Origin of the sequence: Anaeromyxobacter sp. PSR-1 (genome assembly GCF_000964525.1) — a bacterium.
Lineage (GTDB): Bacteria > Myxococcota > Myxococcia > Myxococcales > Anaeromyxobacteraceae > Anaeromyxobacter.
Map to the genome: position 1 here is coordinate 1 of NZ_BAZG01000038.1, position 12,800 is coordinate 12,800.

At 75.0% G+C, this 12,800-nt stretch carries 14 protein-coding genes; 6 read left to right on the forward strand and 8 right to left on the reverse strand.

Going from position 1 to position 12,800, the window contains the following annotated elements:
* On the forward strand, nt 1–1,169 hold a 1,169-nt coding region (locus PSR1_RS08485), incomplete at its 5' end, for a tandem-95 repeat protein (RefSeq protein ID WP_193388347.1).
* A gap of 67 nt (nt 1,170–1,236) precedes the next feature.
* Here PSR1_RS08485 and PSR1_RS08490 read toward each other — a convergent pair.
* Both PSR1_RS08490 and PSR1_RS08495 read right to left on the reverse strand, forming a co-directional pair.
* Nucleotides 1,237–1,731 (reverse strand): spore coat U domain-containing protein, encoded by a 495-nt coding sequence (locus tag PSR1_RS08490; protein WP_059437176.1) that lies wholly within the window; start codon nt 1,729–1,731, stop codon nt 1,237–1,239.
* 197 nt (nt 1,732–1,928) lie between these two features.
* Nucleotides 1,929–2,411 carry a spore coat U domain-containing protein gene (locus PSR1_RS08495; protein ID WP_059437177.1) on the reverse strand — a complete coding sequence of 161 codons (483 nt, stop codon included), beginning with the start codon at nt 2,409–2,411 and terminating at the stop codon, nt 1,929–1,931.
* A gap of 71 nt (nt 2,412–2,482) precedes the next feature.
* Here PSR1_RS08495 and PSR1_RS08500 point away from each other — a divergent pair, with 71 nt between their 5' ends.
* The 3 genes from PSR1_RS08500 to PSR1_RS08510 are packed head-to-tail and all read left to right on the forward strand — an operon-like array spanning nt 2,483 to nt 5,997.
* Nucleotides 2,483–3,235: a molecular chaperone gene (locus tag PSR1_RS08500; protein ID WP_059437178.1), complete on the forward strand. Its 753-nt coding sequence runs from the start codon at nt 2,483–2,485 to the stop codon at nt 3,233–3,235.
* Nucleotides 3,232–5,553, forward strand: a complete 2,322-nt coding sequence (locus PSR1_RS08505; RefSeq protein ID WP_059437179.1) for a fimbria/pilus outer membrane usher protein — start codon at nt 3,232–3,234, stop codon at nt 5,551–5,553. The genes PSR1_RS08500 and PSR1_RS08505 overlap by 4 nt, the downstream gene beginning before the upstream one ends.
* 9 nt (nt 5,554–5,562) lie before the next feature.
* On the forward strand, nt 5,563–5,997 hold the full coding sequence (locus PSR1_RS08510) for a hypothetical protein (protein ID WP_059437180.1): 435 nt from the start codon (nt 5,563–5,565) through the stop codon (nt 5,995–5,997).
* Nucleotides 5,998–6,005: 8 nt separating this feature from the next.
* On the opposite strand, the gene PSR1_RS08515 is transcribed toward PSR1_RS08510, so the two are convergent.
* The 4 genes from PSR1_RS08515 to groES all read right to left on the reverse strand — a co-directional run bounded on the left by PSR1_RS08515 (nt 6,006) and on the right by groES (nt 10,057).
* Entirely contained in the window at nt 6,006–6,320 is a 315-nt protein-coding gene (locus PSR1_RS08515) for a hypothetical protein (protein ID WP_059437181.1), read from the reverse strand.
* 121 nt (nt 6,321–6,441) lie between these two features.
* Nucleotides 6,442–7,953 (reverse strand): DUF1570 domain-containing protein, encoded by a 1,512-nt coding sequence (locus tag PSR1_RS08520; RefSeq protein ID WP_059437182.1) that lies wholly within the window; start codon nt 7,951–7,953, stop codon nt 6,442–6,444.
* 127 nt (nt 7,954–8,080) lie between these two features.
* The gene (groL, locus tag PSR1_RS08525) at nt 8,081–9,724 is read right to left on the reverse strand and encodes a chaperonin GroEL (protein ID WP_059437183.1); all 1,644 of its coding nucleotides are present in this window, start codon (nt 9,722–9,724) and stop codon (nt 8,081–8,083) included.
* 39 nt (nt 9,725–9,763) lie between these two features.
* On the reverse strand, nt 9,764–10,057 hold the full coding sequence (gene groES, locus PSR1_RS08530; protein WP_011422641.1) for a co-chaperone GroES: 294 nt from the start codon (nt 10,055–10,057) through the stop codon (nt 9,764–9,766).
* Between the two features lie 398 nt (nt 10,058–10,455).
* On the opposite strand from groES, the gene PSR1_RS08535 reads away from it, so the two are divergent.
* Entirely contained in the window at nt 10,456–11,070 is a 615-nt protein-coding gene (locus tag PSR1_RS08535) for a hypothetical protein (protein WP_059437184.1), read from the forward strand.
* Nucleotides 11,070–11,741, forward strand: coding sequence for a hypothetical protein (locus PSR1_RS08540; RefSeq protein WP_059437185.1), 672 nt, complete (start codon nt 11,070–11,072; stop codon nt 11,739–11,741). Before PSR1_RS08535 ends, PSR1_RS08540 begins: the two co-directional genes overlap by 1 nt.
* A gap of 102 nt (nt 11,742–11,843) precedes the next feature.
* Here PSR1_RS08540 and rpoZ read toward each other — a convergent pair whose 3' ends face one another.
* Together rpoZ and PSR1_RS08550 are read right to left on the reverse strand one after the other, a co-directional pair.
* The gene (gene rpoZ / locus PSR1_RS08545; protein WP_011422638.1) at nt 11,844–12,110 is read right to left on the reverse strand and encodes a DNA-directed RNA polymerase subunit omega; all 267 of its coding nucleotides are present in this window, start codon (nt 12,108–12,110) and stop codon (nt 11,844–11,846) included.
* 57 nt (nt 12,111–12,167) lie between these two features.
* Nucleotides 12,168–12,773: a DUF4340 domain-containing protein gene (locus PSR1_RS08550; RefSeq protein WP_237757878.1), complete on the reverse strand. Its 606-nt coding sequence runs from the start codon at nt 12,771–12,773 to the stop codon at nt 12,168–12,170.
* Between the last annotated feature and the right edge of the window lie 27 nt (nt 12,774–12,800).

Genomic DNA, 12,800 nt, shown 5'->3' on the forward strand with positions numbered 1-12,800 from the left:
CGGTGCTGGCGAACGACACGGTGACGGACGGCGTGGCGTCGGTGACGATCCTGACCGCCCCGGCGCACGGCACCGCGGTCGTCAACCTCGACCACACCGTCACGTACACGCCCGCGGAGCGCTTCTTCGGCCCCGACACCCTGACCTACCAGGTCGTGGACCGGGACGGCCAGGCCGCCTCGGCGCAGGTGAGCCTGGAGGTCACGCCGGTGGACAGCGGCGCACCGGTCGCCGCCGCGGACGCCTTCAGCACCGCGGAGGACACCGTGCTGGCCGCGGCCGACGTGCTCGCGAACGACACCATCCTCGACGGGCCCCCCGCCGTGTCGCTCGCCTCGCAGCCCGCGCACGGGACCGCGACCGCGAACGCGGACGGGACGATCACGTACGCCCCTGCCGCGAACTACGCCGGGCCGGACGCGTTCACGTACCGTGTCACCGATCGCGACGGGCAGGCGGCGCTCGCCGCCGTCTCGGTCACGGTCACGCCGGTCGGCGATCCGCCGGTCGCGCGTCCCGACGCCGCCACCGCCCCGGCCGGCGGCCCGCCGGTGGTCATCGCCGTCCTCGCGAACGACGCCGATCCGGACGGCGACGCGCTCGCGGTGGCCTCCGTCACCCAGGGCGCCCACGGAGCGGTCACCGTGCTGGCCGACGGGACCGTCGAGTACCTCGCGGCCGCGGGCTTCGCCGGCGCCGACGCGTTCACCTACGCGGTGAGCGACGGGACCTCGACCGCGTCGGCGACCGTGGCGATCACGGTCGTGCCGCCGCTCGACTCCGATGGCGACGGCATCCCGGACTGGGTGGAGGACACGGACCACGACGGCACGGTGGATCCGGGCGAGACCGATCCGCGCAACCCCGACACCGACGGGGACGGCATCCCGGACGGCGTCGAGGACACGGACCACGACGGCACGGTGGATCCGGGCGAGACCGACCCGCGCGATCCGGACACCGACGACGACGGCATCCCGGACGGCGTCGAGGACACGGACCACGACGGCTCGGTGGATCCGGGCGAGACCGACCCGCTCACGGCCACGCTGACGCTCGGGGTCGCCGGCGGCGGCTGCAGCAGCGGGCAGGGGGGCGGCAGCTCGGTGCTGCTCGCCGGCGTGGCGCTCGCGCTGGCGCGGCGCCGCCGCCCGGCGGCGGCGAGGTGAGGGCTGGAAACGGCGCGCGCCGGTCCGCGGGTGCGGATCGGCGCGCGGGCCAGGCGACGGCGAGCGGCTAGAAGGTGACGGTGGCGACGACCGCGTCGGCGTAGCTGCCGGTCGGGACGTTCTGGGCGGCCGGGATGCGGCCGTACACCGGGTACGCGACCGGGGTGATGCCCGCGGCGGTGCCGCTCTGCATCACCGTGTTGTCCCAGACCGTGGTGCGCGCCGCGTCGAGGTAGAGCTCGTAGGGGAGCTCGGCGGCGAGCGTCGCGTGCTGCATGGCGCGGCTGCCGCTGGCGCTGTTCCCGGCGCCGAGGCCGACCGTGTACGCGGTGCCGGTCGTGCAGGTGACCGTCACCGTGCCCTGCGCGTTGAGGGCCGTGCTCGAGTTCGTGACGAGCGGGTCGTAGTTGCCGAACGCGACCGGGGCGGCGGCGATGGTGCAGGACGGGACCACCGTGGCGGTGACGTCGAGGGTCGCGGTGGCGGTCGCCGCGCGGGCGGTGCCGGTGGTGAGGGCGAGGGCGGCGGCGGCGAGCGCGAGGCGCAGGGCGAGCTTCTGCATGTGGACGACTCCTTGGGTGAACGTTCGCGAGATCGCGAGGCTCGGACGCTAACCGGGGTCGAGGCTGCCCGGCATCCCCATCCCACGTGAAGAGCGCGTGACCCGTGGTCAACGCGGGGGCGCTGTCGCCGCGCAGGCGCTGCGGTGGGTCCGGCTCGGACGCGATATCTGCCCGTCGCGCTGGACGGCGTGCGCGATCAGAACTCGAACGTCACCACGATGGTGTCGGAGTACGGGCCGACCGGCGGCTCCTGCCGCGCGGGGATGCGCCCGAAGACATAGGCCACGGTGAGGCCGTTCGAGAGCGTGGTGACGGCGGGCGCCGCCGCGGTCCCGCCGGTGCCGTCCCCCCAGATCGTCCCGAATCCCGCGTCCGCATACAGGTTGTACGCGAGCGTCCAGGGTCCCTGGCGCAGCGTGCGGGCGTGCGCGTCGCCGGAGCTGCCCGGGCTGAGCGTGATCCGGATGGGCTGCCCGCGCGAGCACCGGTACTGCAGCAGGCCGGTGGTGGTGAGCGGGACGGGGGAGAGCGGGTCGTACGCGCCGAACGCGATCGAGGTGCCCATGGTCAGGCTGCAGCTCGCCGCGCGCGCCGCCGCGGGCGCGAGGAGCGATAGCGCCGCCGCCAGGAGGAGCGCGGGGGCGCCGGACGTCGGGAGATGTGGCAGCCGCCGATTCATTGATCGGTCCGTCGTTTCGTATACCGTGACGGGCCTCCGTCCGGAAATCCTCCACCGGGACGGTGCCGCCCATGACCCTGCTCGCCCGCGCGATCCTCGCCCTGCTGCTCGCCGCCGCGGCGCCCGCGCGCGCGGGCCAGATCGACGTGAAGCCGATCCTGGTCGAGCTGGGGCCGCGGGGGCGCACCGCGCTGCTCGAGGTGCGCAACTCCGGCTCGACGCCGCTCCGCGTGCAGGTGCGGACGGCGGCGTGGGCGCAGGACGCGGCCGGCGTCATGGCCGTCCAGCCAACCGCCGAGCTCCTCGCGTTCCCGCCGCTGCTCGAGATCGCGCCCGGGACGAGCCGCAACGTGCGCGTGGGCACCGAGCTCGCGCCCGGGCAGGCGGAGCGGAGCTTCCGGGTGTTCCTGGAGGAGCTGCCGCCGCCCGCCGACGTGTCCGCCGCCGAGGTGCGGGTGCTCACCCGCATCAGCATCCCGGTGTTCGTGGCGCCGGCCGCACCGATGGTGCGCGCCGTGGTGGCGCCGCCCGCGGCCGCCGGCGGCCGGCTCACCGCGCTGCTGCGCAACGAGGGCAACGCGCGCTTCCGTCCCACCGCCGTCCGCCTGGTGGTGCGCGGCGCCGCGGGTGGCCCGCTGCTCGAGCAGGACCTGGAGAGCTGGTACGTGCTGGCGGGCGGCGAGCGCCGCTACGAGGTCGCCCTCGGCGAGGCCGTGTGCGCCGCCGCGCGCGCCGCGGCCGTGACCGCCACCGTGACGGCCACCCTCGACACGGGCGAGGTGAAGGCGTCGGCCCCGATCCCGCCGGGCGCCTGCGGGCCGTGACCGCCGCGCGGACGCTGGCCCTGGCGCTCGCGGCGCTCGCCGCCGCCGCCGGGGCTCGCGCCCAGCCCTCACCCGCCGTCGAGCCCGCCCCGGGCCCGCGCCCCGCGTTCCTGCTGCCCATCGTGAACGACGCCGAGGGCGAGCCGGTGCTCGTCGTGCTCGACGGCGGCGACGCCTGGGTCGCGCCCGCCGACCTGGAGCGCCTGGGCGTGGCCGCCGGCGACGGCGCGCGGCGCACGACCGACGGGCGCGAGCTGGTGTCGCTGCGCTCGCTGGCGCCGCGGCTCGAGTTCGAGGTGGACGAGGCCGCGCTCACGCTCCGGCTCACCGCCGGCCCGGCGCTGCTGGGCCGCAAGGCGCTCGACCTCGACACCCTGCGCCGCCCGGCCGGCCTCGAGCTGCGCGAGTCGCCCGGCGCCTTCCTCAACTACTCGGCCCGCGGGACCACCGGGCGCGAGCTGACCGGCTTCGCCGAGGCCGGGGTGAGCTTCTCGCGCCACCTGGCGCTGGGGAGCGCCTCGGTGGACCCGGACGGCCGGGTGATCCGCGGGCTCACCGCGCTCACCCGCGAGGAGCCGGGGCCGATGATCCGGTTCACGCTGGGTGACGCGATCGTCCCGGCGCAGCCGCTCGGGGGCGCGCCCATCCTGGGCGGCGTGGGGATCTCGCGCGAGCCGGCGCTCGACCCCTACCGCCGCACCACGCCGCTGCCGCAGGTGTCGGCGTTCGCCTCCAGCCCCTCCACCGTCGAGGTCTGGGTGAACGGCGCGCTCGTGCGCACGATGCAGGTGGCGCCGGGCACCTACGATCTCTCCAACCTGCCGGTGACCACCGGGCAGAACGACGTGCGGGTGGTGGTGCGCGACGCGTTCGGGCGCACCGAGGAGGTGGACGCCTCGCGCTACCAGGCCCAGGGCCTGCTCGCGCAGGGCTTCCACGCGTTCTCCTGGTACGCCGGGCCGCAGCGGCGCGCGTTCGGCCTGGAGAGCTGGGACTACGGCCGTCCCATGGTGCTCGGGAGCCACCGGCTCGGCGTGACCGACTGGTTCACCGCGGGCGCGCGCCTCGAGGCCTCCCCGGACCTGGCGAGCGGCGGGCTCTCGGCGGTGGTGGGCCTGCCGGTGGGCGAGCTGCAGCTGGGCGGCGCCGCCAGCGGGCACGCCGGCGCGCTCGGGGGCGCGGCGCTCGCCGGCTGGCGCCTGGGCCTGCGCCGGGCCTGGCTCGGCGTCGACCACACCTGGACGTCGCGCGGTTACGTCACGACCACCTCCGACGCCCTGTTCCCGCGCATGCTCTGGCGGAGCGGCGCGAACGTCTCCTGGTCGCCGCTAGGCTGGCTCACCGGCCAGCTCGCCGCCTCCACCACGCGCTACGCCGACGGGAGCGCCCGCTCGGCGGCCGACCTCACCGCGTACGTGCGCATGGCGCGGGGCGTCCACCTCCAGCTCGGCACCGGCGTCTCCGGCGCGGGCGGCACGGCGCAGTGGACGGCCACCGCCGGGCTCGCGATCACCGGGCCTCGCGCCACGACGCTCGACGCCGGCACGCGGGTGCAGGACGGCGAGGCGCGGACCGGCGCCGGGATCCAGCGGCCGCTCCCGCTGGGCGAGGGGTTCGGCTACCGCGTCCGCACCGACCGCTGGGCCGGCGAGACCGACGTCTCCGCGCTGGGCCAGGCGCAGTCGTCCTTCGGCCGCTACGAGCTGACCTGGGACCGCACGCGCGCCGGCGAGGTGGGCACCGGCACCGCGTCCGGCGCGCTGGTGCTGATGGACGGGCGCGTCTTCGCCGCGCGGCCGGTGGAGGGCAGCTACGCGGTGGTGCGCGTCCCGGGCGTCCCGGGCGTGCACGCGTACCTCAACAACCAGCCGGTGGGGCGCACCGGGCGCGGCGGCGACCTGCTCGTGCCCGGCCTGCTGCCCTACGGCGGCAACCGCCTCTCCATCGCCGACGCGGACGTCCCCATCGACCACTCGGTGGGCGCCACGGAGCGGGTGGTGGGCCCGCCCCGGCGCGGCGGCGCGGTGGTGGTGTTCGACGTGGAGCGCCTGCGCGCGGTGCAGGGCCGGGTGCGGATGCCGGGCCACGACGCGGTGCCGGCGTACGGCACGGTGGTGGTGCTCGCGAGCCGGCGCGTGTTCTCGTCGCCGGTGGGCGCGCAGGGCGAGTTCTGGCTCGACGGCCTGCCCGCCGGGACGCACCGTGCGCACGTGCTCTGGCACGGCCAGACCTGCACGTTCGCGATCGAGGTGCCGGCCGGGGCGCCGCCGCTGCTCGACGTGGGGCAGGTGACGTGCGCGCTGCTCGCCTCGCGCTAGACTCCGTTCATGTGGACGGTGCTCGGTCCGGCGGGGACGGCGCGCGCGGGCGCGGTGGCGGCGTACGTCGCCGCGGTGGCCGGGTTCCTGTGGGTGCAGGAGGTGGGGCTCCGCCTCCTCCGCGAGGAGCGGCGGGCCTGGTGGGCGGGCAGCGGGCGCGACCTCCTCAACCTGGCCGGCCTCGTCGCCATCGCGGGCGCGCTGCGGCTGCTGGGGTTCTCCGGCCCGGCCGCGCTGCTGGTGGGCGGCACGCTCACGCTGCTCCTGTTCGGCGCGTCGGTGTTCCTCGCGACGCAGACCGACACCGCGCACCCGCTCGCCTGGGCGGTGCTCGCCGGCGCCGCCCTGGCGCTGCCGGTGCTGCTGTTCCCGGCGCAGGTGGCCGGCGCGTTCGGCGCCGCGGCGGAGGCGCTGTTCGCGCTCCCCGCCGGCCCCGGGCGCTGACGTCACCCTCAGTGATGCGTGCGCCGCTTCGCCCGCCCGCGGCGGGCGGGCTCCATCTCGACCGGGTGGTAGTCGGATGGGCGGAGCTCGGCCGCCGCCGCGCCGGCGGGCAGGTCGATGCCGACGTCGCCGGGACGCTCCACCTCCGCGGCGTGCGCCCGCGGCCCGTGGTGCGCGCGGACCGGACGCGGCTCGGCCGGCTCCATCTCGACGGGGTGATAGTCCGACGGCCGGAGCGCCTCCGCCGCCGCGCCGGCGGGCAGGTCGATGCCCACGTCCCCCGGACGCTCCACCTTGGCCCGCTGCATCGTTCGCCTGGTCATGGACGAATCGTGCTCCCGCGGGAGCCGGGGAGGGGCGGCGGAATTCGGGTTCCGCGGCGCGGGGCTCTCCGGACGGAGTTGCGCCGCGAGGCGCAGCGGCGCGGCGTCGCGATCCGCTGCGTCAGGGCGCCGCGGCGGGCGCGGGCGGAGGCCGCCCACAGGCCGCCTCGAGGCGAGCGCTCCGCTCGACGACCGCCGCCCGCGCGGCGGCGTTGGCGCGTTCCGGGAACACGTCCACCGCGCGGCGCTGCATCGCGAGCGCCTCCGGGCACTGGCCAAGGTCCTCGAGCACACCGGAGAGCGTGACGAGCGCGTGGGTCTTCCAGGGCTCGAGCGCGACCGCCCGGCGGGCGAGCGGCAGCGCCTCCCCGGAGCGCCCGGCGTCGAGCAGCCCCGCAGCGAGCAGGCTGAGCGCGGCGGCGTTCGTGCCGTCCGCCGCGACGCCCTTGCGCAGCGCCTCGAGCCGCCGCTCCTCCTGGCCCGCGGGGATCACGAAGGCGAGCGCCAGCCAGGCGCGTGCGTCCTCCGGGTGGGCGACGGTGGCGCGCTCCATCAGGCGGAGGGCCTCGTCCTCCTGGGCCGCGCCCGCGAGCAGCGCCAGCGCCTCCACGTGACCGGGGTCGTGCGTGAGCGCGTGCTCCAGTTCGGCGTTGATCTCGGCGTCGTCGATCCGCATCCGCGGCGCGAGCCACAGCAGCGAGAGGCGCGCGGAGTGCGCCTCGGCGGCGGTCATCGGCCGATCCGTCACCGGGGGCGCAGGAGGCAGCTGGACGGGGCGAGACGTGTACTTCCCGCCGTGGTTCAGGTAACGGTCCAGCGCCTCGTCGAGCCGCCGCGCGCGGTCCTCGGCGGCGGGGTCCCACTCCGGGAAGACCTCGCGCCAGGCAGTCGCGGGTTCCTGCCCGCGCGCGTAGCGCACCTGCAGCTCGCGGAATCGCTCGGGCTCCCGGTTCACGAGGTAGTGCACGAGGGCCCACGCCTCGGCGTACAGCTTGCCGGTGCTGTCGAGCAGGTTTCGCGACGTGAGGACGTCGGCCACCCGGACGGTTCGTCCGTGGGCGAGCCACGCCGCCTGGTACAGGTGGGGCGGCGCGCCGCCCAGGGTCGGTGCGCCCCGTACGCCCGCGGTGCCCATCGACTCCATGAAGCCGGCGAGCCCCTCCATGAACCAGGGCGGCTGGCGCGCGAAGATCTGGGCCGTCAGGTGGTGGGTGAGCTCGTGCGCGATCGCGGTCCGCTGCGCGTCGCCGAGCGTGCCGGGCATGACCACGATCGGCCCGCCGAGATCGGACCGGAGGTAGTACGCGCCGGCGTGCTCCGGTGCGAAGCGCCTGAACTCGCCTGGCGACGCGAAGGCCACGGCGCGCAGCAGGCCGGGCGCGGGCGGCGGGTTGCGGAACAGCCCGCGGCGCACGACGCCGAACATGCGCTCGAGCTCGCCCGCGAGCTCCTTCGCCTTGCGGGAGGAGAGATCCGTCTGGAGCACGACATGCTCGGTGCGGATCTCGCGCCAGGCTGGCCCGCCCTGCTCCGGGCAGCGGAACTTCTCCACCCCGGCGCAGCCGGACAGCGAGGCGAGCGCGACGGCGAGGACGGCGACCGGCGCGGCGATCCGGCGGGGCGGCTGGCGCATCCACCCACGGTACCAACCGCCCGCGCGGGCCGTCCACACGCGGAGCGAAGTCCCCGTCCTCACGAAAAGAAGAGGGGCCGCCGGCGAACCGGCGACCCCTCGGTTCCGTCCGGGAGGACGGGACGGCCTACATCATGCCGCCCATCCCGCCCATGCCGCCCATGCCGCCGCCGGCGGGGGCCGCAGCCTCCTCCTTCGGCTTCTCGGCGACCATCGCCATGGTGGTGAGCATGAGCGAGGCGACCGACGCCGCGTTCTGCAGCGCGGAGCGCGAGACCTTGGTCGGGTCGATGACGCCGGCCTTCACCAGGTCCTCGTACTCGCCCGTGGCGGCGTTGAAGCCGAACGCGGCCTCCTTCGCCTCCTTCACCTTGTTCACCACGATCGAGCCCTCGTAGCCGCCGTTGCCGGAGATCTGGCGGAGCGGCTCCTCGATGGCGCGACGGACGATGTCGAGGCCGACCTTCTCGCCCTCGTTCACCTTCACGCCCTCGAGCGCCTTCACGCAGCGCAGGTACGCCACGCCGCCGCCGGGGACGATGCCCTCCTCGACGGCCGCGCGGGTCGCGTGGAGCGCGTCCTCGACGCGGGCCTTCTTCTCCTTCATCTCGGTCTCGGTGGCCGCGCCGACGTTGATGACCGCGACGCCGCCGACCAGCTTCGCGAGGCGCTCCTGGAGCTTCTCGCGGTCGTAGTCGGAGGTGGTCTCCTCGATCTGGGCGCGGATGGTCTTCACCCGGGCCTCGATGTCCTCCTTCTTGCCGGCGCCGTCCACGATGGTGGTGTTGTCCTTGTCCACCGTGACGCGCTTGGCGCGGCCGAGGTCCTTCAGCGTGACCTGCTCGAGCTTGAGGCCGAGCTCCTCGGCGATCATGCGGCCGCCGGTGAGGATCGCGATGTCCTCCAGCATGGCCTTGCGGCGGTCGCCGAAGCCGGGCGCCTTCACCGCGCACACGTGCAGCGTGCCGCGCAGCTTGTTGACGACCAGCGTCGCCAGCGCCTCACCCTCGACCTCCTCGGCGACGATGACGAGCGGCTTGCCCGAGCGCGCGATCTGCTCCAGCAGCGGGAGCAGGTCCTTCATGTTCGAGATCTTCTTCTCGTTGATGAGGATGTAGGCGTCCTCGAGGACCGCCTCCATGCGCTCCGCGTCGGTCACGAAGTACGGCGAGAGGTAGCCGCGGTCGAACTGCATGCCCTCGACCACGTCGAGCGTCGTCTCGAGGCCCTTGGCCTCCTCGACGGTGATGACGCCCTCCTTGCCCACCTTCTCCATCGCCTCGGCGATGATGTTGCCGATGGTGGTGTCGCCGTTGGCCGAGATGATGCCGACCTGGGCGATCTCCTTGTGGTCCTTGGTCGGCTTGGAGAGCTTCTTCAGCTCGCCCACGATGGCCTCGACGGCCTTGTCGATGCCGCGCTTCACGTCCATCGGGTTGTGGCCGGCCGCGACGAGCTTCGAGCCCTCGCGGTAGATGGCCTGGGCGAGCACGGTCGCGGTGGTGGTGCCGTCGCCGGCCACGTCGGAGGTCTTGGAGGCGACCTCCTTCACCATCTGCGCGCCCATGTTCTCGAACTTGTTCTCGAGCTCGATCTCCTTCGCGACCGTCACGCCGTCCTTGGTGATGGTCGGGGAGCCGAAGCTCTTCTCGATGACCACGTTCCGGCCCTTGGGCCCGAGGGTCACCTTCACCGCGTCGGCGAGCGTGTTCACGCCCTTGAGGATCGCGTCGCGGGCCTTCTGATCGAAGACGATTTCCTTGGCAGCCATGTCTTTGTGCTCCGTTTCCGTGGAAGGGTGCGGGGGGAGCTAGCCTTCGATCACGCCGAGGATGTCCTCCTCGCGCATGATCAGGTGCTCCTCGCCGTCGATCTTGACCTCGGTGCCGGCGTACTTCGAGAACAGCACGCGGTCACCGGCCTTGACGTCGAGCGGACGGACCTTGCCGTCCTCGAGGACCTTGCCGTTCCCGGCGGCGATCACCTTGCCCTCGATGGGCTTCTCCTTGGCCGAGTCCGGGATGATGATCCCGCCCTTGGTCTTCTCCTCCTCCTGCACCCGCTTCACGATGAGGCGGTCCTGCAGCGGACGGATCTTCGTCATGGTGTGTCCTCCTTGTGGCGCTGGCTCCCCCACATCCGTGCGGCGGGGGATTCGAAGGTCGTTGGAGCCGGCTGGCAGTCGAGTGCTCCGACTGCCAGCGGCGCGCGTATCCTAACCACGGCCTCCGAGGTGTCAAGCGAGCCTGGCCCGTGCGTATCCGCAGGGAATGACGAACTTTTTATTCGGGGCTTGGCAGTCGCCCCGATCGAGTGCCGAAGGTGCGGCTGGCAGTCGCATCCGGCGGCTGCCGAGGGTGCGGCCAGGTGGGTGAAAACCCTTTCACGGCGCGGGGTTGCGCGCCTCGCGCGGCGGAGGTTACCGTTCAGGGTAGGAGGGCGCCCCTGCGGCGAGCCGTCCAGCCGCCCGCGGGGCCGCCCACCGAGGAGGGCCGCGACGCAGTGAGCGACAAGATCCTCGTCGGCAAGAGCGCGCAGGAGTGGTTCCGGGAGGCGATCGCCGAGGCGCTCTCCCATCGCCGCCTCAAGATCCAGGAGGTCACCGAGTTCTACCTGGTGAACCTCCTCACCGGGTTCCTCGAGAAGGAGCGGCTGTTCGTGGAGGACGCGGACGGCACGGTCCGCGCCGAGCCGCTCGCGCTCATCCTGGTGAAGGCGCTGCAGGCCGACCGGGCCGCGCGGGCCCGGGAGCTCCGCCGCCTCGGCGACACCGCGCTGTTCGTCTCCGGCTTCTTCGGCGACTCGCTGGCGCGCTCGCTCGTGGACGTGGACTACTACATCGCCATGGGTGAGCGCGCCTACGGCACGCTCGCCGGCACCGAGCGGCGGCCGGGCCTGGACGGGCTCTACGAGGAGCTGGCCGGCCGCTTCGGCGAGTTCGTGGACCTGTTCGCGGAGATCGCGGAGCTGTCCGACCTCCGCTCGAACCGCGGCCTCCTGCGCCTGTACGAGCGCTTCCTCGCGACCCGGTCCGAGCGCGTCGCCGATCGCCTCCGCGCGCGCGGCGTGGCGCTGTTCGGCGGGCCGGGGGCGCCGCCGCGGGGGCTGAAGCACTGATGGGCCGCGCCGACGCGACGCTCGCGTTCCTGCAGGACGAGCTCGAGGCCATCTACGGCGTCGAGGCGCCGCGGGTGCACGCGTTCGTCATGGGCGAGGCGGCGGCGCGCGCGGCCGGGCGCGCCCCGCGGGCGCCCGAGGAGCTGCTGGTGCTCGAGGAGCAGGACGGCGTCGCGCTCGGCCTGTACCTCGCCGACGAGGTGATGCGGGCCGCCGCCGCCGCCGACCCGCACGACCCGCGCCCGCGCCTCACCGCGCGCGGCGCGCTCGGGCGGCTCGCCTGCGCCGCCGAGGGCGTCTCGCACTTCGTCTACCTCGCGACCCGCGCCGCCGCGGGCCGGCCGGTGTCGCTCCTCGAGCTCGAGGTGCAGGCGGAGGTGGACAAGTTCGCGCTGCTGGTGCTGCACCTGTGGCGGCGCGGGCTGCGGCGGATGAGCCCGGCGCTGCGGCGCCGGCTGTTCGAGCGCGTCGCCTATCGCGCCCACCTCGGCGCCGAGGAGCTGCACCGCTACCGCGAGGCGAACCGGCTGGGCGGCGGCTACGCCCGCTGGCTGGAGGGGCGCTACGTGGAGGAGGCCGACGTGGACGGCCTGCTGCGCGAGCTGCGCCGCTCCTACCGGCTCGGCGGCGGCGAGAAGCTCGGCTACCTGGGGACGCGCACGCTCCAGTGACCCCGCTCGCCCCTCGACGGGCTCGGGACGAGCGGCCGATCCCGCAAATGCGAAGGGCGCGCCCGGAGGCGCGCCCTGGGAGTCCCTGCGGCGGCGGTCGCGCTAGCGCAGCGTCCGCGTCTGGCCGGCCGGGATGTTGACCTTCTCCTTGTCGAACTTGCCGGAGAGGGCGTCGCGCACCGAGCGGTCGAAGCGGACCTTGCCCGTGGCGATCTCGCGCAGCGCCAGCACCGGCGGCTTGTTCTTGCTCGCCGCCTGCAGCGGGCGGGCGCCGGCCATCAGCTGGCGGGTCCGCTTGGTCGCGAGCAGCACGAGCGCGAAGCGGTTGTCCACCATGGGGAGGCAGTCTTCGACGGTGACGCGGGCCATTCGCTTCTCCTTCGGTTCGACGCGAAGGGCGGAACATATGCGGACGGGGAGGGCGGGTCAACCTCGGAACGGACGGGGCTCCGCTGCAGGCGCCGGTGCGGCCGCGGGCGGGGGAGCCCCGGCGGGCGGGAGCAGCCGCCCGATCGCCGCCTCCACGCGCGTCGCCGCGTCGGCGGCCACCGCCACCACCTGTCCGTCCGGCGCCCGCACGAAGGCGGCGCCGTCCGCGCCCGTCCCCTCGCCCAGCTCCAGCCGCGCCGTCCCGCCGCCCTCGAGCGCCAGCTCCAGCCGGGCGCGCGGCGCGGCCAGGCCGTACGGGTCGAACACGCCGCCCTCCTCGCCGGAGGCGCCGAGGGTGGCGCGCCGCCGGAGCGCGCCGGCCGCCTCGAGCAGCTCGGCCACCGCCGCCGTCTCCACCGCCGCCCCGTCGCCGGCGCGCGCCCACCCGCCGTCCCGCCGGACCACGCGCGCGGCGCGCCCGCCCGCCGCGACGTCGATCGCGATCACCTGGCCCGGCGCGACGTCCACCACCGCCCCGCCGCGCGTGCCGCCGGCCGCCCGCTCGCGGCCGTGCAGGCGCACGCCGGTGGTGGCGATGAGCGCGATGGCGCCGGCGAGCACGGTGAGCACGAGGGCGAGCAGGAGGAGGGCGCGGCGCGACACCCGGGCAACGTGCCACAGGGCCCGGGC